20 protein-coding genes and 1 pseudogene are annotated in these 20,549 nt (G+C 70.4%); 12 read left to right on the top strand and 9 right to left on the bottom strand.

What is annotated here, in order from left to right; translation table 11 throughout:
* Nucleotide 1: 1 nt before the first annotated feature.
* Nucleotides 2–961, bottom strand: a complete 960-nt coding sequence (locus VA596_RS02195) for an aldo/keto reductase (protein WP_323323047.1) — start codon at nucleotides 959–961, stop codon at nucleotides 2–4.
* A gap of 106 nt (nucleotides 962–1,067) precedes the next feature.
* Here VA596_RS02195 and VA596_RS02200 point away from each other — a divergent pair, with 106 nt between their 5' ends.
* Together VA596_RS02200 and VA596_RS02205 are read left to right on the top strand one after the other, a co-directional pair.
* The gene (locus VA596_RS02200) at nucleotides 1,068–1,583 is read left to right on the top strand and encodes an ArsR/SmtB family transcription factor (RefSeq protein WP_323323049.1); all 516 of its coding nucleotides are present in this window, start codon (nucleotides 1,068–1,070) and stop codon (nucleotides 1,581–1,583) included.
* A gap of 244 nt (nucleotides 1,584–1,827) precedes the next feature.
* Nucleotides 1,828–3,072 (top strand): annotated as a pseudogene (locus VA596_RS02205) (MFS transporter).
* Here VA596_RS02205 and VA596_RS02210 read toward each other — a convergent pair.
* Nucleotides 3,023–3,502, bottom strand: a complete 480-nt coding sequence (locus tag VA596_RS02210) for a MaoC family dehydratase (RefSeq protein WP_323323051.1) — start codon at nucleotides 3,500–3,502, stop codon at nucleotides 3,023–3,025. The pseudogene VA596_RS02205 and the gene VA596_RS02210 sit on opposite strands and share 50 nt — an antisense overlap.
* A gap of 221 nt (nucleotides 3,503–3,723) precedes the next feature.
* On the opposite strand from VA596_RS02210, the gene VA596_RS02215 reads away from it, so the two are divergent.
* Nucleotides 3,724–4,158 (top strand): hypothetical protein, encoded by a 435-nt coding sequence (locus VA596_RS02215; protein WP_323323053.1) that lies wholly within the window; start codon nucleotides 3,724–3,726, stop codon nucleotides 4,156–4,158.
* A gap of 25 nt (nucleotides 4,159–4,183) precedes the next feature.
* On the opposite strand, the gene VA596_RS02220 is transcribed toward VA596_RS02215, so the two are convergent.
* Genes VA596_RS02220 through VA596_RS02230 form a run of 3 tightly spaced genes read right to left on the bottom strand, consistent with a single transcriptional unit; the run spans nucleotide 4,184 to nucleotide 6,875 of the window.
* On the bottom strand, nucleotides 4,184–4,441 hold the full coding sequence (locus VA596_RS02220) for a hypothetical protein (protein WP_323323055.1): 258 nt from the start codon (nucleotides 4,439–4,441) through the stop codon (nucleotides 4,184–4,186).
* Between the two features lie 56 nt (nucleotides 4,442–4,497).
* A complete protein-coding gene (locus VA596_RS02225) occupies nucleotides 4,498–5,880 on the bottom strand; it encodes an amidase (RefSeq protein WP_323323057.1) in 1,383 nt (460 codons plus the stop codon).
* Nucleotides 5,877–6,875: a D-2-hydroxyacid dehydrogenase gene (locus VA596_RS02230; protein ID WP_323323059.1), complete on the bottom strand. Its 999-nt coding sequence runs from the start codon at nucleotides 6,873–6,875 to the stop codon at nucleotides 5,877–5,879. Before VA596_RS02230 ends, VA596_RS02225 begins: the two co-directional genes overlap by 4 nt.
* A 104-nt stretch (nucleotides 6,876–6,979) precedes the next feature.
* Here VA596_RS02230 and VA596_RS02235 point away from each other — a divergent pair, with 104 nt between their 5' ends.
* Genes VA596_RS02235 through VA596_RS02245 form a run of 3 tightly spaced genes read left to right on the top strand, consistent with a single transcriptional unit; the run spans nucleotide 6,980 to nucleotide 9,239 of the window.
* On the top strand, nucleotides 6,980–7,720 hold the full coding sequence (locus tag VA596_RS02235) for a maleate cis-trans isomerase family protein (RefSeq protein WP_323323060.1): 741 nt from the start codon (nucleotides 6,980–6,982) through the stop codon (nucleotides 7,718–7,720).
* A gap of 60 nt (nucleotides 7,721–7,780) precedes the next feature.
* Complete coding sequence (locus tag VA596_RS02240) at nucleotides 7,781–8,527, top strand: maleate cis-trans isomerase family protein (protein WP_323323062.1); 747 nt, start codon at nucleotides 7,781–7,783, stop codon at nucleotides 8,525–8,527.
* A gap of 1 nt (nucleotide 8,528) precedes the next feature.
* Nucleotides 8,529–9,239 carry a GntR family transcriptional regulator gene (locus VA596_RS02245; RefSeq protein WP_323323064.1) on the top strand — a complete coding sequence of 237 codons (711 nt, stop codon included), beginning with the start codon at nucleotides 8,529–8,531 and terminating at the stop codon, nucleotides 9,237–9,239.
* Nucleotides 9,240–9,492: 253 nt separating this feature from the next.
* Here the strand turns inward: VA596_RS02245 and VA596_RS02250 are convergent, their stop codons facing one another.
* The 3 genes from VA596_RS02250 to VA596_RS02260 are packed head-to-tail and all read right to left on the bottom strand — an operon-like array spanning nucleotide 9,493 to nucleotide 12,536.
* Nucleotides 9,493–9,957, bottom strand: coding sequence for a DUF4262 domain-containing protein (locus tag VA596_RS02250; protein WP_323323066.1), 465 nt, complete (start codon nucleotides 9,955–9,957; stop codon nucleotides 9,493–9,495).
* Between the two features lie 60 nt (nucleotides 9,958–10,017).
* Nucleotides 10,018–11,076, bottom strand: coding sequence for a tartrate dehydrogenase (locus VA596_RS02255; protein ID WP_323323068.1), 1,059 nt, complete (start codon nucleotides 11,074–11,076; stop codon nucleotides 10,018–10,020).
* Nucleotides 11,073–12,536 (bottom strand): NAD-dependent succinate-semialdehyde dehydrogenase, encoded by a 1,464-nt coding sequence (locus VA596_RS02260; protein ID WP_323323070.1) that lies wholly within the window; start codon nucleotides 12,534–12,536, stop codon nucleotides 11,073–11,075. Before VA596_RS02260 ends, VA596_RS02255 begins: the two co-directional genes overlap by 4 nt.
* Nucleotides 12,537–12,628: 92 nt before the next feature.
* Between VA596_RS02260 and VA596_RS02265 the strand changes: the two genes are divergently transcribed.
* Nucleotides 12,629–13,885 carry an aspartate aminotransferase family protein gene (locus VA596_RS02265; protein WP_323323072.1) on the top strand — a complete coding sequence of 419 codons (1,257 nt, stop codon included), beginning with the start codon at nucleotides 12,629–12,631 and terminating at the stop codon, nucleotides 13,883–13,885.
* Nucleotides 13,886–13,887: 2 nt separating this feature from the next.
* On the top strand, nucleotides 13,888–14,385 hold the full coding sequence (locus VA596_RS02270) for a DUF3830 family protein (RefSeq protein WP_323323074.1): 498 nt from the start codon (nucleotides 13,888–13,890) through the stop codon (nucleotides 14,383–14,385).
* A 538-nt stretch (nucleotides 14,386–14,923) separates the two neighbouring features.
* Here the strand turns inward: VA596_RS02270 and VA596_RS02275 are convergent.
* Nucleotides 14,924–15,745 (bottom strand): aldo/keto reductase, encoded by an 822-nt coding sequence (locus tag VA596_RS02275; protein ID WP_323323076.1) that lies wholly within the window; start codon nucleotides 15,743–15,745, stop codon nucleotides 14,924–14,926.
* 156 nt (nucleotides 15,746–15,901) lie between these two features.
* Between VA596_RS02275 and VA596_RS02280 the strand changes: the two genes are divergently transcribed.
* Genes VA596_RS02280 through VA596_RS02295 form a run of 4 tightly spaced genes read left to right on the top strand, consistent with a single transcriptional unit; the run spans nucleotide 15,902 to nucleotide 20,544 of the window.
* Nucleotides 15,902–17,287: an FAD-binding oxidoreductase gene (locus VA596_RS02280; RefSeq protein ID WP_323323078.1), complete on the top strand. Its 1,386-nt coding sequence runs from the start codon at nucleotides 15,902–15,904 to the stop codon at nucleotides 17,285–17,287.
* Nucleotides 17,288–17,292: 5 nt separating this feature from the next.
* Complete coding sequence (locus tag VA596_RS02285; protein WP_323325600.1) at nucleotides 17,293–18,843, top strand: acetolactate synthase large subunit; 1,551 nt, start codon at nucleotides 17,293–17,295, stop codon at nucleotides 18,841–18,843.
* A gap of 42 nt (nucleotides 18,844–18,885) precedes the next feature.
* Nucleotides 18,886–19,689, top strand: a complete 804-nt coding sequence (locus VA596_RS02290; RefSeq protein WP_323323080.1) for an SAM-dependent methyltransferase — start codon at nucleotides 18,886–18,888, stop codon at nucleotides 19,687–19,689.
* A 48-nt stretch (nucleotides 19,690–19,737) separates the two neighbouring features.
* Nucleotides 19,738–20,544 carry an SAM-dependent methyltransferase gene (locus VA596_RS02295; protein WP_323323082.1) on the top strand — a complete coding sequence of 269 codons (807 nt, stop codon included), beginning with the start codon at nucleotides 19,738–19,740 and terminating at the stop codon, nucleotides 20,542–20,544.
* Nucleotides 20,545–20,549: the final 5 nt, after the last annotated feature.

A 20,549-nucleotide genomic window follows, 5' to 3' on the forward strand; every position in this document is an offset into this window, starting at 1 on the left:
ACTAGGCGACGCCCTCCGGTGCAGCCCCGGCGATCTGGACGGCGTCGGCGGTGATGCGGTCGATCTCGGCCAGGTCGTCCGACGTCAGCGTGATGTCGGCCGCGGCGAGACTCGCCTCGATGTGCTGCGGCCGGCGTGCGCCGACGATGGCGGCGTGCACGCCAGGCCGCGCGAGCGTCCAGGCGATGGCGAGCTGGCTGACGCTGATGTCCCGTTGCGCGGCGAAGGCCTGGAGCTCGTCGACGATCTTCAGGTTGCGGCGCAGGTTGTCCCCCTGGAATGCGCTCGACCTCGACCGCCAGTCCGTGCTTTCGAAGGTGCTGTCCGGGGTGAACGCGCCGGTGAGCAGGCCGCTGCCGAGCGGGCTGTAGACGAACACGCCGATGTCGTGCGCGCGGGCGTAGGGCAGCGGGTCGGTCTCGATGCCGCGGCGAAAGAGGTGGTACGGCGGCTGCAGCGTCTCGACCGGCCGCGTCTCGTCGAACGCGGCGAGCTGCGCGGCGCTGTAGTTGGACACGCCGACGTGCCGGACCTTGCCGGCGTCGACGAACTCCTGCATCAGCCCGGCGACCTCGGCCGCCGGGGTGTCCGGGTCGGGCCAGTGCACCTGGTAGACGTCGATGTGCTCACGGCCGAGGTTGCGCAGGCTCTCGTCGAGTCCCCGGGTCAGCCATGCGCGCCGGGAGTCGCGCGGCCGTTCGGCACGCGGATTGATCCCGCCCTTGGTGGCGACGACGACGTCTTGCTCATTCCGCAGCGCCCGCCCGAGCAGCACCTCGGACCGCCCGCGGCCGTACGCCTGCGCGGTGTCGAAGAAGGTCACGCCGAGCGCGCGGGCGTGGTGGATCGCCGCGATCGCAGTGTCCTCGTCGAAGGCACCCCAGTCGCCGCCGAGCTGCCAGGTCCCGAAGGCGATCTTCGAGACCTCCAGACCGCTGCGGCCCAAGATCGTCGTACGCATGCATCCAGCACAGCACAGACGTCCGACCACTGCACCGATCTTCCCGGCGAGCGAAACCCCCAAATAACTCTTTGACAGTCGCGGCGCTGTCCCCGAGACTCGGACCATGTCCTTAGACGACCTCCGGGTGCTGGCCCACCCGTTGCGCATGCGGATCCTCTCGCTGCTGACGGGCACGGCGATGAGCGCGGCGGAGGCCGCCCGCGAGCTGGGCGAAACCCAGGCGAACATCAGCTACCACTTCCGCCGCCTGCACGACGCGGGCCTGCTGGACGTCGCGGAAGAGGTCCGCATCCGCGGCGGCCGGGCCAAGCGCTACCGCCACGACCCGGACTCCGGCCGCCGCCTGACGTCCCGCGACCCCGTCGAGGAACAGATGCTGACAAGGGCGATAGCGAGCGAACTGCTCCGCCGAGCGGAGTCACGCGCGACGGGCCGCCCGGCATCCCTGTCGGACGCGGAACTGTGGGTGACCCCCGAGGTGTGGTCCGACCTCCTGGCCCGAGCAAAGGAACTCAGCCACGAACTCCACACCGCAGCCCAGCCCCCGCGAACCCCGGGCACAGTCCGGGTCAGCGTAAGCATGGCGCTGTTCGAGCTGAAGCCGGGAGAAACCCCGTGACCACGGTCCCCACCCCACCCCGAACGGCAGCCCCCACCCGTCCCGGGGGGCGACCCCGAACCCAGCCTACCGCCGCCTGCCTGGGAAATCGGGTGACGCGGGAATCTGTGGACAACTCCCTGCCTGTGGATGGCGAACTTGACTTCAGCCCCGAACCGGCCACCGGCGGAGAAGCCTTGCCTGGCAGAGAAGTCACGATGAGCCCACCGCCAGCCCCGGCCGAACCGCCGGCGAAGGAATCGCGATGAGCCTGCCGTTGCTCGCTCCGCTGCGGGAGCACCGGTTCCGCGCCCTCGTCACCGGCCGGACCTTCGCCGACTTCGCCAACGCTGTCGCGCCCTTCGCGCTCGCCTTCGCCGTGGTCGACCTGACCGGCTCGGCCGTCGACCTCGGGATCGTCGTCGGGGCGCGTTCGATCGCCAACATCCTGCTGGTGCTGTTCGGCGGCATGCTCGCCGACCGGCTGCCGCGGTCGGTGATCCTGCAGGGCACCGAGACCGCCGCCGCGCTGACCCAGGCCACCATCGCCGCGAGTGTCCTCTGTGGATTCGCGTCGGTGCCGCTACTGGTCGGCCTCAGCCTGGTCAACGGCGCCGTCTCGGCCATCTCGCTGCCCGCGGCCGCGTCCCTCACGCCGTTGACCGTGCCCACCACGCTCCTCACCCAGGCGAACGCCCTGGTCCGGCTGCTGTCGAACGTCGGCCGGATCGCCGGCGCCAGTCTCGCCGGGATCCTGGTCGCCGTCGCCGGTTCCGGCTGAGCCCTCGCCGGCAACGCGCTGCTGTTCGTCGCCGCCGCGCTGTCCTACCACCGCATCCAGCTCCCGGGCGGGGACCGCATCCCCGGCAGCCGCCCCCTAGCCGAGCTCGCCGAGGGCTGGCGCGAGTTCCGCGCCCGGTCCTGGGTGTGGCTGGTGGTACTGCAGTTCATGCTCGTCAACGCGGTCAACTCGGGCGCGATCGTGGTGATCGGCCCACTGGTCGCCGACGACACCTTCGGCCGCACCGGCTGGGGTCTCGCCTTGGCGGTCCAGACCGCCGGCGCGCTGCTCGGCGGCGTAATCGCGGCGCACTGGCGTCCCCGGCGGATGCTGGTCCTCGGCGTCGCGCTGGTCATGGTCGACGCGCTCCCGATGATCGCGCTGGGCGTGACGCCGTACCTGGCGCCGCTGCTGCTGGCGATGTTCCTCGGCGGCATCGCGATCGAGCAGTTCTCCGTCGCGTGGGACGTGTCGCTGCAGGAGAACATCCCGCCGCACAAGCTGGCCCGCGTCTACTCCTACGACATGCTCGGCTCGTTCCTCGCCCTGCCGCTCGGCCAGATCAGCGCGGGCCCGCTGGCCGAGCACGTCGGCCGTGAGCCGACCCTGATCGGCGGCGCGGTGCTGATCGTCGTCACGACCGCGCTCGTGTTGTGCAGCCCGCAGATCCGCGGCTTGGTCAGGCGGACGCCGGTCGCACCAGGAGGAGGTTCACCAGGCTCGCCGTGAACACCACGGCGTCGCCGTCGTCGACGAATTCGACGTGGGTGCGCAGCACGCCCCGGTCCGGTTTCGAGCGCGAGATCCGGGCCTCGGTCACGGTCGCGCGCAACCGCAGCACCGCACCCGGCCGGACGGGACTCGGCCAGCGCAGCTCGTCCACCCCGGGGCTGCCCAGACTGGCCACAGTGGACAGGTAGTGCGCCGCGTAGAGCTGCATCATCAGGCTCGCCGTGTGCCAGCCGCTCGCGATCAGCCCGCCGAACGGGCCGGCGGCCGCGACGGCCGGGTCGACGTGGAAGCTCTGCGGGTCGTACCGCCGGGCGAACTCGAGGATCTCGGCCTCGGTCACCTCGACACTCCCGCAGTCGTAGGTCGCGCCGGGAACGTAGTCCGCGAAGTAGCGGTCACCGATCGGCGTGGCGAACTCGGTCGTCATGGCCGCAGCGTGCCACAAGACAACCTCGATCCGGAGCGAACGGTCCCGGGCCAGGGTCGGCACCATGCCCGGCAAACCCGACATCGCCTCGGTCGCCCAGGCGACCGGCGAACCGGCGCGGGCCGCGATGCTCCTGCAGCTGATGGACGGCGACGCGCACCCCCGCGCCCTGGCGACGATAGCCGGGATCGCACCTGCGCCGGCTCCGCGACGCCGGGCTCGTGCAGGCCACGGAAGCAGGCCGGCAACGGCTGCACCGGCTCGCAGGTCCGGAGGTCGCGCAGCTCGTCGAAGCCCTAACCGCCCTCGCTCCGCCGCGGTTGCCGGAGCGGCTGCAGCCCGACCCGCCGTCCGGGCCGTTGCTGCGGGCCCGGGCCTGCTACGGCCACGTGGGCGGGCAGCTCGGCGCCCCGGGCGAATCCGGCACGGTCCGCACCTTCGACCATCCGCTGCTGACCGCCCTCTGCATCTCCGCGCTGCCGGACGCGCGGCCCGGCGTACGGTCGCACGGCACCATCCACCTCGCCGGAGCCCTGGGAGCCGCGCTGTTCACGGCCTTCCTCGACGACGGCTGGGTACGCCGCCGCCCGGGCGGCCGAGCGCTGCAGATCACCGGACCGGGACGTCGCAGGTTCACCGAACTCGGCATCGGCTGACGGCGGGTCCGCACGTGCGGGGGCGCTACCGCCCCGCGCGGGGCTCCGGGGTCAGGTCGCGGTGCCCCTCCAGGCGCCACCAGCTCTCGAGCGTTTCGCGCAGGGCCTTCAGCAGCTCGCCGCCCGTCTCCAACGGGACCAGCGCGGCCGGGCCGTCGTCGACTCTCAAGGCCGCGGCCAGCCGGTCACCCTGCTCGATCAGCCCGACCACCACCCGGGTCGGTTCTCCGGCGACGTCGACGGTCGGAATAGCTCGTTCGTACCGCCAGCCTTGAGCGTTCACCCGGCCGACAGTGGCACAGCTTTCCCGGCCGCGGCCGGGGTTTCACCCTTAAGTGGTCAGGCGGCAGCCCAGGGCCGCACTTCCTCCAGCAGCTTCGCCACGGCCAGCACGAGATCGTCCGAATGCCGCGGCCCGACGATCTGCAGGCCGACCGGCAGCCCCGCCGACGTCTTCCCGGCCGGCACGCTGATCGCGGGCTGCTGGGTCATGTTGAACGGGTAGGTGAACGGCGTCCACTCCGGCCACTCGCTCAGCCCGCTGCCCGGCGGCACGTTGTGGCCCGCCTCGAACGCGGGGATCGGGACGGTCGGCGTGATCAGCACGTCGTAGCGCGTGTGGAACTCGCCCATCAGGATGCCCAGCGCGGCGCGCTCGGCGGTCGCGTCGAGGTAGTCGCTCGCCGACCACGTCCTGCCCAGCTCCCAGACCTTGCGCAGGCCCGGGTCGGTCCGGTCCTCGGAACCCGGCGGAAAGCTGTCGAGCAGCTTCGCCGCACCGGACGACCACAGGACGTCGAAAGCCGACTTCGGGTCGGCGAACCCGGGGTCGGTCTCTTCGATGTGCAGTCCCGCGTCACCGAGCGCGCGCACCGCTGCTGCGACGATCGCGGCCACCTCCGGGTCGACGTCGACGTACCCGAGCGTCGGGGAGAACGCGGCGATGAGGCCGCGCACGTCCCGCCGGACCGCCTCGCGGAACGACGCCACCGGCGGTGCCAGCGCGGCCGGATCGCGGTGGTCGGGGATCGACAGGACGTCCATCAGCAGCGCGGTGTCGTCCACCGACCGCGCCATCGGGCCGGCGTGCGACAGCGGCCCGAACGGGCTCGCCGGGTACAGCGGGATGCGGCCATGGGTCGGCTTGAGCCCGACGATCCCGCAGAACGACGCCGGGATCCGCACCGAGCCACCACCGTCGGTCCCGACGGACAGCTCGCCCATCCCCGCCGCCACTGCCGCCGCGCTGCCGCCGCTCGAACCACCGGACGTCTTGGACGGGTCGACCGGGTTGCGCGTGATGCCCTGCAGCGGGCTGTCGGTGACGCCCTTCCAGGCGATCTCCGGCGTGGTCGTCTTGCCCAGCAGGACGAGACCGGCCTCGCGCATCCGCGCCGCGACCGGGCTGTCGACGTCCCACGGCTGGTTCGGGTCGATGCTCTTCGAACCCCGGACGGTCGGCCAGCCCTGGGTCAGGAACATGTCCTTGATCGAGGACGGCACCCCGTCGAGCAGGCCGATCGGGTTGCCGTCCCGCCAGCGGATCTCGGACGCCTTGGCCTGTTCCAGCGCCCCGTCGGCATCGACGAGGGTGTAGGCGTTGCACTCGCCGTCCCTCGCCTCGATGGCCTGCAGCGCGTTCTGCGTCGCCTCGATCGGTGAGAGCTCACCGGTCGCGTAGGCGGCGACGAGCTCGCTGGCGGTCAGCATCCTGTCGTTCATCCGGCTCCCTGGTTCCCCGACGGCACGTAGCCGAGCGTCTTGTCGACGACATTGCGCAGCGGCTCCCCAGCGCGCCAGCGGCGGAAGTTCTCGGTGAACACCTCGACCAGCGTGTTCCGCCAGCCGATGAAGTCCCCGGACATGTGCGGCGAGACCAGCACGTCCGGCATGCTCCACAGCGGGCTCTCGGGCGGCAGCGGTTCGGTGTCGAACACGTCGAGTGCAGCTCCGGCTATGCCGCCGTCGGCCAGAGCTGCGACCAGGTCGGACGTGACCACCAGCTCACCCCGCCCGACGTTCACGAACCGGGCCGACGGCTTCATCGCGGCGAACGCGCGCGCGTCGAACATGCCCTTGGTGTTCTCGGTCAGCGGCGCGACGGCGACGACGTAGTCGGCCTCGGGCAGGTACTCGGCGAGCTGCGCGGAATCGTGCACGACGCCGAAGTCGGAGTCGCCGGTGCGGGCGCGGCGCCCGGCGCCGCTCACGCGCATCCCGGCCGCGCGCAGCAGCCGGGCGATGGCCCGCCCGATCGGCCCGGTACCGACGACCACCGCCGTGCGCCCGGCGATCCGCTCGCTCTCGCGATGCTGCCAGCGACCCTCGCGCTGCAGGTCGTGCGAGCGCGCGAAGTCCTTGGCGAACGCGAGCACGACGCCCAGCACGTACTCCGCGATGGCGTCGTCGAAGACTCCCCGCGAGTTGGTCAGGACCACGTCGCTCTCCACGAGCCCCGGGAACAGCACCGGGTCGACGCCGGCGCTGGCGATGTGCAGCCAGCGCAGCCGGTCGGCCGCGTACCAGGCGCCGGGCACGGCGGTGGAGAGGAAGTCGTAGACGAAGAGCGCGTCAGCTCCGGACAGCGCTTCGGGCAACCCCGCCGCATCCGTGTAACGCACGACCGCCCCGGACTCGACAGCACGCATGTCCGGTGGACGGTGCTCGCCGCAGAGCACGGCCAGGACGGGAGTTTCCCGGTTTTCCGAGGCGATCACGTTGACACGGTAAAAGCGGCTCGTATGATTGTCAACAATCCGAGGAACGACCCCCGGAGCACCGGACGTGTCATCAAGTTCAGACGTATTCCGGAGGCTGAGCCTTGGATTTCGACTTCCTGGCGTTCGAAGGCCCGCTGGCGCAACGCGGCATCGGGGTGATCGCCCCCTTCGACCTCGCCCTCGAACGCGAGCTCTGGCGGTGGGTGCCGATGGAGGTGTCGCTGCACCTCGCCCGCACGCCGTATGAGCCGGTGCCGGTCAGCATGGAGATGGCGCGCCTCGTGAGCGACAGCCACCACCTGGCCAGCGCCACCCGCGACGTGCTGCACGTCGAGCCGGAGGTCGTCGCCTACCTCTGCACATCGGGCAGCTTCGTCAACGGCGTCGACTACGAGCGCTCGCTGACCAAGGCGATCTGCGACGCCGGCGCGCCGGACGCCGTCACCACCTCGGGCGCGCTGGCCGAGGTGCTGCACCAGCTCGACCTGCACCGCGTCTCGGTGCTCACGCCGTACGACGCCGACCTGACCCGGGCGTTGCACGACTTCCTCGGCGAGCTGAACGTCAAGACCGTCGCGAGTGACCACCTCGGGCTGGGTGGCGGGATCTGGAAGGTCAGCTACCGGACCATCGCCGAGCGCATCCTCGCCGCCGACCACGGTGAGGCCGAAGCGATCTTCGTCAGCTGCACCAACCTCCCGACCTACGACCTGATCGAGCCACTGGAAACCGCCCTCGGAAAACCGGTGCTCACGGCCAACCAGCTGACCATGTGGGCGTGCCTTCGCCGCATGAACCTGCCCATCGTCGGACCCGGGAAGTGGCTTCGTGACGTGTCGTGAAAGTTTTCCTTGACCATCCCTCTAGGATTGTCGACAATTTGCGTCCCCTCCGGAGGTTCCGTGACCACCATCGGCTTCATCTACCCCGACCACGCGGCGGAAGACGACTACCCGCTCGCCGAGCAGCTGCTCGGCGGGATGGCCGCCGACGAAGGCGACATCCGCCTCGCGGTCGAGCACATCTACGGCACCGACAAGCACGCGGTCGCCGAACTGCTGGACCTCGGCAGCGAGAGCCGCCTCGCCGAGGGCGCCTCCCTGCTCAAGAAGCACGAGCCCGACGCGGTCATCTGGGCCTGCACCAGCGGCAGCTTCGTCTACGGCTGGGACGGCGCCCAGGACCAGATCGACCGGCTGAGAGCCGTCGCCGGCGTGCCGGCTTCGAGTACCTCCTTCGCGTTCGTGCACGCCGCGCGCGCTCTCGACGTCAAGCGGGTCGCCGTCGCCGCGAGCTACCCGGACGACATCGCCCGGCTGTTCGCCGACTTCCTCAAGGCCGGCGGCATCGAGGTCGTCTCGATGGCCAGCGCCGACATCGTCACCGCGGCCGAGGTCGGCGCGATGACCTCGGAGGCCGTCGTCCGGCTCGCCGTGGGCAACGACCACCCGGACGCCGACGCCGTGCTGGTGCCGGACACCGCGATGCGGACGCTCCAGGAAATCAACGCCGTCGAAGCCGCGCTGAAGAAGCCCGTGCTGACCGCCAACCAGGTCACCGTCTGGGAGGGCCTGCGCCTGACCGGGCGGCACCGCCTCGTCCGCTCGCTCGGCGCGTTGTTCCGGCACCTGCCGGACGGGGGCGCCTGACATGGCTCTGCCGCCGGGCATGCTGCCCGAGATCGAACCGGTCAGCCGCGAGTCGACGGCCGCGGTCATCGCGCGCCAGCTGCGTGACGCGATCATGACCGGCGCCCTGCCGCCGGGCACCCAGCTCGGCGAGACCGAGCTGGCCGCCCGGTTCCAGGTGTCACGGGGGCCGCTCCGGGAAGCCATGCAGCATCTGGTGTCCGAGGGACTGCTGCGCAGCGAACGGCACCGCGGCCTGTTCGTGATCGACCTCGAGCCCGGCGACGTCTACGACATCTACGCAGCCCGCTCGGCGATCGAACGCGCCGCGATGCTGCGCGCCATCCGGGGAGGGGAACGCGACCGGATCGCCGAGGTGCTCGAGCGGACCGTCGTCGAGATGGCGGCGGCCGCAAGCGACGACGACCCGAGCGCGCTTTCGACGGCGGACCTGAAGTTCCACGAGGCCCTCATCAACGCCTCCGGCAGCAAACGGCTCGTCCGCATGGCCCGGACCCTGCTCATCGAGACCCGGATGTGCCTGACCGCGCTGCAGGGCACCTACCAGCGGGTCGAGGAACGCGTGGACGAGCACACGAAGCTCATCCACGCGCTCCGAGAGGGCGACGAGGAGACGGCGCTGGCCCTCTTGGACGCCCACATGGAGGACGCGGTGCAGCGTCTCGCGCCGGGCACCAGCCTCGTGGACGGACACGCGCCACCGGTGCCCTGACGCCCGGCCGAGCACGCACGCCGCCCGGCCGAGCACACGGCTTCCCTTTGCCCGCGCCGTCAACGCCCGTGATCGGAGCACCGACGCGCGTGACCGCAGAGTCGGCACCCGTGATCGACGAGCCGACACGCGTGGTTGCGGGGTCGGCACGCGTTCCCGGACGGGCGGCTCGGGTGCCCGGAACGACGACACGCGCACCTGGACGGACGGCACGGGTATCGGGAAGCAGCCGACCGGCACTGCGCACCGGCAGTCAGCGGACATGGCGCACCCCCAGGACCGGCTGGCCACCGTGGCCGTCGCGGAACTCGGGTGACCACGGCCAGCGGCCCTGGTCGTCCGCGTGGACCAGTTGCAGCGCACGGATTTCCGGGCCGTACAACGCGACCGCGAACACGAGGTGCGCCGACGGCTCCGCGAGCGGGACGACCTCGATCAGCGGGCCGCCGCGCAGCGGGATCCGTTCGCCGGGTTCGGGTGGTGAAGCGTGCAGCGAATGGCTCGCCATGTCATTGAGCAGGTTCGCGGCCGTCCGCAAGGACAGCCCGGTGGCGACCAGCTCGGGCAGGCCGTACCCGCTGAGCCCGACCGTGTAGGCCCACGGCGGGTACGGCCCGGCGCCTTCCACGCCCTGCACGAGCCAGCCCCGGTCGGCCACGCCCTCGCGCAGCCGTTCCAGGTACCCGGATCTGTCCGGGTCTTCGCACTGCTGACACATCGGTGTCTCCTCCCCCTCGGTGGACTTGCGACCACCGTGCCGGGGAGCACCGACAAAAAATCAGCCCAGCGCTTCGGCCACTGCCGTGCCGAGCCGTTCTGTGGTATCGCTGCCACCGAGGTCCGGCGTGCGCACCCGGCCCTCGTCGAGCACCCGGTCCACCGCGGCGCGGATCGCTTGCGCGGCAACGGTTTCGCCCAGGTGTTCGACCAACATCGCGGCCGCCAGGATCTGTGCCACGGGGTTGGCGATGCCCTGGCCGGCGATGTCCGGAGCGCTCCCGTGGACCGCTTCGAACATCGACGGAGATTCACCCGATGGGTTGATGTTGCCGGACGGTGCCATGCCGAGGCCGCCGGTGATCGCGGCCGCGAGGTCGCTCAGGATGTCGCCGAAGAGGTTCGACCCGACGATGACGTCGAGCCGGTCCGGCGCCTGGACCATGCGCGCCGCCAAGGCATCCACGTGCATCTGTTCACTGTGGACGTCCGGGTACTCGGCCGCGACCTCGGCGAAGATCTCGTCCCAGAACGGCATCGAGTGGATGAGCCCGTTCGACTTCGTCGCCGAGCAGACGCGCGAAGACCGCGTTCGCGCGAGTTCGAAGGCGTAACGAATGATCCGTTCGACGCCGACGCGGGTGAACACCGACTCCTGCAGCACGAACTCGTCCGGCCTTCCGGCGTTGTGCCGCCCGCCGATCGCGGAGTACTCCCCTTCGGAGTTCTCCCGGACGATCACCAGCTCCAGCTCTTCGGCCTTGCGCCCGGACAGCACCGACGTCGTGCCCGGCAGCAGCCGCACCGGACGCAGGTTGACGTACTGGGAGAACGCGCGCCGCAGCGGGATCAGCAGGCCCCACAGGGAAACGTGGTCCGGGACGCCGGGGAAGCCGACCGCGCCGAGCAGAATCCCGTCGAACGCCGAGAGCTGCGCGACGCCGTCGTCCGGCATCATCGACCCGAGCTGGGCGTAGCGCTCGCAGCTCCAGTCGAACTCGGTCCACTCCAGGGAGAAACCGAACTTCGCCGACGCCGCGTCGAGGACCTTGCGGGCCTCGATCGTGACGTCGACGCCGATGCCGTCGCCGGGGATGCTCGCGATGCGGTAGGAGGTCACAGGGCCACCGCGATGTACTTGGTCTCGAGGAACTCGTCGATGCCGAAAGAGCCGCCCTCGCGGCCGAGCCCGGACTCCTTGATCCCGCCGAACGGCGCGGCCGGGTTCGACACGATGCCCTGGTTCAGGCCGATCATGCCGGCTTCGAGAGCTTCGGAGACGCGCAGCGCCCGCTTGAGATCGCTGGTGTAGACGTAGGAGACCAGGCCGAACTCGGTGTCGTTGGCCTTCGCCACCGCTTCTTCCTCGGTGTCGAACGCCGTGATCGGCGCGACCGGCCCGAAGATCTCCTCGTGCGTCAGGCGTGCTTCCTGCGGGACGTCCGTGAGCACCGTGGCCTGGTAGAAGTGGCCCGGGCCGTCGACGCCGGCACCTCCGGTGAGCACCTTCGCGCCGCGGTCGGTGGCGTCCTTGACCAGCTCGGTCACCTTGGTGACGGCGGCCTCGTCGATCAGCGGGCCGACGACGACGTCCTTCTCGGTGCCGCGGCCCATCGGCAGGGCCTGCATCCGCTCGGTCAGCCGCCGCGAGAACTCCTCGACCACGCCGCGCTGCACGTAGAACCGGTTCGCCGCGGTGCACGCCTCGCCGATGTTGCGCATCTTCGCGAGCATCGCGCCCTCGATGGCGGCGTCCATGTCAGCGTCCTCGAAGACCAGGAACGGCGCGTTGCCACCCAGCTCCATCGACGTCCGCAGCACCTTGTCGGCGCACTGTTCGAGGAGCTTGCGGCCGACGCCGGTGGAGCCGGTGAAGGACAGCTTGCGGGCGCGGCCGTCGCGGATCAGGGGTTCCATCACGCCGCCGGAGTCGCTGGTCGTGACGACGTTGAGCACGCCTTCCGGCAGCCCGGCCTCGGCGAGGATGCCGGCCAGCGCGAGCATCGACAACGGCGTCTGCGCGGCCGGTTTGATCACCGAGGTGCAGCCCGCGGCGATCGCCGGGCCGATCTTGCGGGTGCCCATCGCCATCGGGAAGTTCCACGGCGTGATCAGGATCGTCGGGCCGACCGGCTGCTTGGTGATGAGGAAGCGGCCCGAGCCGTTGGGCGCGGTCGCGTAACCGCCCTCGATCCGGACGGCCTCCTCGGCGAACCAGCGGAAGAACTCGGCGGCGTAGGCGATCTCACCCTTCGACTCCGCCAGCGGCTTGCCCATCTCGAGCGTCATGAGCAGGGCGAGCTCGTCCTGGCGCGCCATCAGCAGCTCGTACGCCCGGCGCAGGATCTCGCCGCGTTCGCGGGGCGCCATCTTCGCGAAATCCGCCTGCGCGGCGACGGCGGCGTCCAGGGCGGCGACGCCGTCCGCCGGGGAGGCGTCGGCGACCTGGCACAGCTCCTTGCCGGTCGCCGGGTCCAGGACCGGGAAGGTCTTCCCGGCCTCGGCGGTGACCCACTTGCCACCGATGAACAGTTCCTTGCCGACCGCGTCGACGACGCCGGACTCGGTGCTCGCGCTCATCCCGACTGCTCCTCACGTGTTGTCCCGAGGGCCATGCTATGGATATTGTCAACAATCGACAACCCGCTCAACCGACCAAGGAGCACGCTGCCATGGCCCAGCTATCTCCGCTGCTCAAGCAGGCAACGCCCGTCGTGGTCGACCACGGTGAAGGGGTTTACCTCTACGACGTCGACGGCAAACGCCACCTCGACTTCACCGCCGGCATCGGCGTCACGAGCACCGGGCACTGTCACCCGCACGTCGTGCGGGCGGCGCAGGAGCAGATCGGCAAGCTCGTCCACGGGCAGTACACGACGGTGATGCACCAGCCGCTGCTCGAGCTCACGAAGCGCCTCGGCGACGTCCTGCCGAGCGGCCTCGACTCGCTGTTCTTCGCGAACTCCGGGAGCGAGGCCGTCGAGGCCGCACTGCGGCTCGCGCGGCAGGCGACTAAGCGCCCGAACGTCGTCGTCTTCCAGGGCGGCTTCCACGGCCGGACCGTCGCGGCGGCGTCGATGACGACGTCCGGGACGCGGTTCAGCGCCGGCATCGGCCCGCTGATGTCCGGCGTGCACGTGGCGCCGTTCCCGTACGCCTACCACTACGGCTGGGACGAGCAGACCGCGACGAAGTTCGCGCTGCGCGAGCTGGACTACCTGTTCCAGACGGTCAGCGCGCCGAACGAAACCGCCGCGATGTTCGTCGAGCCGGTGCTCGGCGAAGGCGGCTACGTCCCGGCGAACACCGAGTTCATGGCCGGGCTGCGCGAGCGCGCCGACCGGCACGGGATCCTGCTGGTCGTCGACGAGATCCAGACCGGCTTCGGCCGCACCGGGAAGTTCTGGGGGCACGACCACTTCGACGTCTCCCCCGACATCGTCCTCATCGCGAAGGGCCTGGCCAGCGGCTTCCCGCTGTCCGGCATCGCCGCTTCGCAGGAGCTGATGGCGAAGGCGTTCCCGGGCTCGCAGGGCGGGACGTACGGCGGCAACGCCGTTTCGTGCGCCGCCGCGATCGCGACGCTCGAGGTGATCCAGCAGGAGAACCTCGTCGAGAACGCCGCGGAGCGCGGGCAGCAGCTGCTCGACGGCGCGCGGCTGATCGCGGACAAGACGCCGGCGATCGGCGAGGTGCGCGGGCTCGGGCTGCTGGTCGGCTCGGAGTTCACGACGGCCGACGGCGAGCCGGACCCGGCGACCGCCGCGGCGGCGCAGCAGACCGCGGCCAAGAACGGCCTGCTGCTGCTCACGTGCGGGCCGTACATGAACGTGGTCCGGATGGTCCCGCCGCTGGTGGTCACCGCCGAGCAGGTCGACGACGCGCTGCGCATCTGGGGCGAGGTCGTCGCGGCCGTCACGGGGAGCTGAGGATGGCCCGGTACATCACGATCACCCTCGACAAGCGTGGGATCTCCTGCCGGGCCCGCTTGCTCGACGACGAGGCACCGCGCACCTGCAAAGCGGTGTGGGACGCGCTGCCGCAGAGCGGCTCCGCCTACCACGCGAAGTACGCGCGCAACGAGGTCTACACGCTCGTGCCGCCGTTCGCGGAGCCGAAGCCGGGGCGGGAGAACCCGACGATCACGCCGATCCCCGGAGACGTCGTGTACTTCGGCTTCGAGGCGTGGGAGATCGGCAACCCCGCGTACGGCTACGACGACAGCAGTGAAGCGCACAGCGACCAGGGCGCGACCGACCTCGCGATCTTCTACGGACGGAACAACCTGCTGATCAACGGCGACGCGGGCTGGGTGCCCGGCAACGTGTTCGCCACGATCGAGGAGGGCCTGGCCGAGATGGCGGCCGCCGCGCAGGACCTCTGGTTACGGGGTGTCGAGGGCGAGACGCTCTCGTTCGCGCGAGCCTGAAACCCTTACCCGCCAAGGGGACGCCGGGTGCGATTACCGCACCCGGCGTTCGCTTTTTCCCGCCTCCCGTCACCCGAAAGGGTGATCGTCGGAGTTTCACCTTTCGTGGCCGGTGATCACCAGATCGAGCTACGCGACTGCCCAGGATGCCGGATCAAGGTCGGAATTACCGACAGTGATGAACACCCCTGTCGCTACCCAGGGTGGCTGACCGCCAACCAGGGCACCCCGGCGTCAAACACGAAGGGATTACGTGTTTAGCATGGGAAGATTCCGCGACGGGGAGATTCCCCGAAATAGGCTCTTTGACAGGTCGCCAGCACGGTGAAAACCTGATTCAGCTCCTCGCGAGAGCAACTCCAGGGAATCAGGAAACATTCATTAAGGAGCCTTTCCATGCAGATGTTCGCCCAGCACGCGCACCACGCCCACGACATCCTCACGGGCGTTCTCGCGCACCTGGCGCACGTCCTCGGCTGGCTGGTCTGACCTAGGTGAGACAGACGGCCCGGCCGCGGGAAACCGCGGCCGGGCCGTTTCACGCGCCTTCGGACAACTGCGCGAAATCATCGTCGGAAAGCACCAGCTCCGCAGCCGCGCAATTCTCTTCCAGGTGCGCGAGCGACGACGTGCCGGGAATCGGGATGACCGCCGGCGAACGGCGCAGCAGCCAGGCGAGGGACACCTGAGCGGGTGTCGCACCGAGACCGGCCGCGACCTTTCCGAGCACGCCGCCGGCCGTCGCGTGACCACCGTTCGCGATCGGCAGCCACGGGATGAAGGCGATCCCTTCGCGCTCGCAGTAGTCGAGGACGTCGTCGGACGCCCGGTCGGTCAGGTTGTAGCGGTTCTGCACGCTCGCGATGGGCGCGACGGCCCGGGCTTCTTCGAGCTGCGCGACGCTGACCTCGGACAGCCCAATCCGCGCGACCTTGCCCTCCTCCCGCAATCGGACAAGCGCGCCGACCTGCTCGGCAAGCGGGACCTGCGGGTCGAGCCGGTGCAGCTGCAGCAGGTCGAGGCGGTCGACGCGCAGGCGTCGCAGCGAGAGCTCCGCCTGCTGCCGGAGGTACGCGGGCCGGCCGAGCGGGACCCACTCGCCGCGGCTCGGGCGTACATGCCCGCACTTCGTCGCCACGAGCAACTCCGGATACGGGTGGAGCGCCTCGGCGAGCAGCTCCTCGTTCAATCCCAGGTCGTAGGCGTCGGCGGTGTCGAAGAAGGTGACGCCGAGCTCGGCGGCCCGGCGCGCGACCGCCGCAGCTCCGGCAGGCACGTGGTCCCACTCGGTCAGCCGCATGGCGCCGAACCCCAGGCGGCGCACCGTAAAACCGTCTTCGAAGGTGTACGTCGATGTCATGCCGGAAGCGTCGCCCCGCCCGCCGCCACCCGCCAGAGATTTGGCCTGAGCTAAATCCCGAGCGTCCGCAAAATGTGAAACATCTTCATGGCGGCGTACTGGCGGTACGTACTACGCTGCGGTCACCACAGCAACGGCGCGGAGGAGAGACTCTCGATGGGCGACGTGGCGGCACGGCTGGCCGAGATCGTCGGGGACAAGCACCTGCTCACGGGCGAGGCGATCTCCGAGGACTACGCGCACGACGAAGCGCTGACCGCGGAGCCGCAGATGCCCGCGTACGTCGCGAAGCCGGCGACTGCCGACGAAGTCGCGGAGCTGTTGAAGGCCGCTTCGGAGCACAACGTCCCAGTGACGGCGCGAGGCTCCGGCAGCGGACTGTCCGGCGCCGCGCGGCCGCGTGAAGACGGTCTCGTCATCTCCTTCGAGCGCATGAACGCCGTCCTGGAGATCGACACCGGCAACCACGTCGCCGTCGTGCAGCCCGGCGTCACGCTCGCCGAACTCGACGTCAAGACCGCCGAAGCCGGGCTCAGCTACACCGTCTACCCGGGCGAGCTGAGCGCGAGCGTCGGCGGGAACGTCGGCACCAACGCCGGCGGGATGCGCGCGGTGAAGTACGGCGTCACCCGCAACAACGTCCTCGGCCTGCAGGCCGTGCTGCCCACCGGCGAGATCCTCCGCACCGGCGGCAAGACGTCGAAGGTTTCGACCGGCTACGACCTCACGCAGCTGATCATCGGCTCCGAGGGCACCCTCGCGCTGGCCACCGAGATCATCGTCAAGCTGCACCCGCGCCTGACGCACGGCGCCACCGTGCTCGCCCCGTTCGGCAACTTCGACCAGGTGATGGCCGCCGTGCCGGAGATCGTCTCCAGCGGCCTCGCCCCGCACATCCTCGAATACATCGACAACCTGACGATGGCGGCGATCGTCTACAACGAGAAGCTCGAGCTCGGCGTGCCGGACAAGATCCGCGAGACGACCGAGGCGTACCTCGTCGTCGCGCTGGAGAACCGCGAGGCGCAGCGGCTGGAGCAGGACGTCGAGACCGTCGGCGAGCTGCTCGGCGAACTCGGCGCGACCGACGTCTACGTCCTCGACGGCGGCGCCGCGCGCAAGCTCATCGAAGCTCGCGAGAAGGCCTTCTGGACCGCGAAGGCGGCCGGCGCGGACGACGTGATCGACGTCGTCGTCCCGCGCACCGCGATGCCGGTGTTCATCAAGAAGGCACGGGAGCTCGCGATGGCCGCGGGCGGCGGCGCGATCGGCTGCGGGCACGCCGGCGACGGCAACGTGCACCTCGGGATCTTCTGCAAGGACAGCGACAAGCGCAAGCAGCTGCTCACCGACATCTTCGCGCACGCCATGGAGCTGGGCGGCGCGATCTCCGGGGAGCACGGCCTCGGCCGCACCAAAGCGGCGTACTACCAGGAACTCGAAGACCCGGCGAAGATCGAGCTGATGCGCCGGATCAAGCAGAGCTTCGACCCCGCCGGGATCCTCAACCCCGGCGTTCTCTTCACCGAAGGAACCGCATGAGCGAGATGAACGGCGCCCAGTCCCTGATCCGCACCCTGGTCGACGCCGACGTCGAAGTGTGCTTCGCCAACCCCGGCACGTCGGAGATGCACTTCGTCGCCGCGCTGGACACCGTCCCGGAGATGCGGGGCGTGCTGGCGCTGTTCGAAGGCGTCGTCACCGGAGCTGCAGACGGTTACGCGCGCATCGCCGGCAAGCCAGCCGCGACGCTGCTGCACCTCGGCCCCGGCTTGGGCAACGGCCTGGCGAACCTGCACAACGCGCGCCGCGCGAACACGCCGATCGTCAACGTCGTCGGCGACCACGCGACCTACCACAAGCAGTACGACGCGCCGCTCGAGTCGGACATCGAGTCGATCGCGAGCTCGCTCGAAGGCTGGGTGCGCCGCTCGGAGCACACCAAGGACGTCGGCGCGGACGCCGCCGCTGCGGTCGCCGCCGCGCAGGACGCCCCCGGCCGCGTCGCGACGCTGATCCTCCCCGCGGACGCCTCGTGGGGCGAAGGCGGCGAGACGTGCGCGCCGATCCCGCCGCGCGTGCCGCAGGCCGTCGACGCGACCACCGTCAAGGACGTCGCCGCGGTGTTCGGCACCGGCGAACCGGTCGCGCTCCTGATCGGCGGCGATGCGTGCCGCGAAGAAGGCCTGCGCGCGGCCAGCCGGATCGCGGCCGCGACCGGCGCGAAGGCGTTCGTCGAGACCTTCCCGTCCCGGCTCGAGCGCGGCGAGGGCCTGCCGACGATCGAACGTCTCGGTTACCTCGCCGAGCAGGTCACCTACCAGCTCGACGGGATCAAGCACATCGTCATCGCGGGCACGAAGGCGCCGGTGTCGTTCTTCGCCTACCCGGGCAAGCCGAGCGACCTGGTGCCGGAAGGTGCCCAGGTGCACACGCTTGCGTCGGTCGGACAGGACGTCACGCGCGCGCTGAACGAGGTCGCCGACCTCGTCGCCGCGGACACCGAGCCGGAGCTGCAGCAGGCGTCCCGCCCCGCAGTTCCGAGCGGCCCGCTGACCCCGCAGAACTGGGTCGACGTCATCGGCGCGACCCTGCCGGACAACGCGATCATCGCCGACGAGGCCAACACGTCCGGCCTGATGCTGCCGGCCGCGACGGCGGGCGCGCCGCGCCACGACGTCCTGACGCTGACCGGCGGCGCGATCGGCTACGGCATGCCGGTCGCGACCGGTGCGGCCGTTGCAGCTCCGGAGCGTCCCGTCCTGAACCTGCAGTCCGACGGCAGCGCGCTGTACACGATCTCCGCGCTGTGGACGCAGGCCCGGGAAAACCTGAACGTCACGACGGTGCTGCTCAACAACCGTGCGTACGCGATCCTGCGGCTGGAGCTGCAGCGCGTCGGGGCGCAGGGCGGGCCGAAGGCGAACGAGCTGCTCGACCTGTCGCGCCCGGACATGGACTTCGTGAAGATCGCGGAGGGCATGGGCGTGCCCGCGACCCGCGCGACGACCGCCGAGGAACTCGCCGAACAACTGCAGCGCGCGTTCGCCGAACCCGGGCCGCATCTCATCGACGCCGTGGTGCCGCCGCTGCTCTGAATCCGGCTATCCTCGCCGTCACATCGACGGCGAGGAGCGGCCATGACCGACCAGCACGCGCAGCGCGGCATCGACTTCGACCAGCCGAACGCGGCGCGCGTGTACGACTACCTGATCGGCGGCAAGCTCAACTACGCCATCGACCGGATGTTCGCGGACAAGATCCTCGCGGTGCGGCCGGAGTCCAAGGACCTGGCCCTGATGAACCGGAAGTGGCTGCGGCGCGCCGTCCGGTTCGGCGCCGAGCAGGGGATCCGGCAGTTCCTGGACATCGGCTCGGGCATGCCGACCGTCGGGCACGTCCACGAGGTCGTCCAGGCGATCGACCCGAAGTCGCGGGTGGTCTACGTCGACAACGAGCCGGTCGCCGTCGCGCACAGCGAGATCGTGCTGCAGGACGTCGAGAACGCGGTGATGGTGCAAGCGGACGCGGAGTACCCGGAGCGCGTCCTCGAGCACGACACCACCGAGATGATGCTGGACTTCGACCAGCCGGTGATGCTGATCATGGCCGCGTTCGTGCACTTCATCCCGGACGAGCGCGACCCCGCAGGCCTGGTCGCGGCCTACCGGGACGCGCTGGCGCCCGGCAGTTACCTGGCCATGTCGTCGGGCACCTTCGAAGGGCAGGGCGAAGAGGTGCGCCGCGCGGCCGAGCTGTACCAGAAGAACGGCACGAACGTGGTCGCGCGGTCCCGCGACGAGCTGCAGGCACTCCTGGGCGGCTTCGAGCTCGTCGAGCCGGGCATCGTGTTCACGCCGCAGTGGCGACCGGACGACCCCGGCGAGGTCGGCGAGCACCCGGAGCTGGCCAGCCAGCTGGCCCTGGTCGCGCGCAAGGCCTGACCGGGTGTCCGGCTATTCTCGCGTCACACCTGAGCCCGGGAGCGGCGGATGACCGAAGACGAACTCGCTAGGCGCGGCATCGACCTCGAGAAGCCGAACGCCGCGCGCGTGTACGACTACATCCTCGGCGGCCAACTGAACTACGCCGTCGACCGGATGTTCGCCGAGCAGGTGCTGACGGCGCAGCCGAACGCGCGGGAGCGGGCGCAGCTCAACCGGCAGTGGCTGCGCCGCGCCATCCGGTTCGGGATGGACCAGGGCATCCGGCAGTTCCTCGACATCGGCTCGGGCATGCCGACCGTGGGGCACGTGCACGAGGTGGCGCAGGCCGCCGACCCGACGTCCCGGGTCGTCTACGTGGACAACGAGCCGGTCGCCGTGGCGCACAGCGAGATCGTGCTGGAGGACAACGAGAACGCGGCGATGGTGTTCGCCGACGCCGAGTTCCCGGACGACGTCCTCGAGCACGACACCACCGAGATGATGCTGGACCTGGACCAGCCGGTGATGGTGGTGATGGCGCTGTTCGTGCACTTCATCCCGGACGAGCGCGACCCCGCCCGGCTGCTGGGGGCCTACCGCGACGCGCTCGCGCCCGGCAGCTACCTGGCGCTGTCGTCCGCCACGCACGAGCGGCAGAGCGACGAGACGGCGCGTGCCGTGGCGATGTACAAGAAGAGCTCCAACCCGGTCGTCCCGCGCTCTGCGGACGAGCTCCGCGCGCTGGTCGACGGCTTCGAGATCGTCGACCCCGGGATCGTGTTCATCCCGGAGTGGCGCCCGGACTCGCCCGAGGACGTGCCGGCGGACCCGTCGGAGTGCGGCGGCCTGGCCCTGGTGGCGCGCAAGAACTGACCGCG

Source organism: Amycolatopsis heterodermiae, assembly GCF_034929455.1.
Taxonomy (GTDB): domain Bacteria; phylum Actinomycetota; class Actinomycetes; order Mycobacteriales; family Pseudonocardiaceae; genus Amycolatopsis; species Amycolatopsis heterodermiae.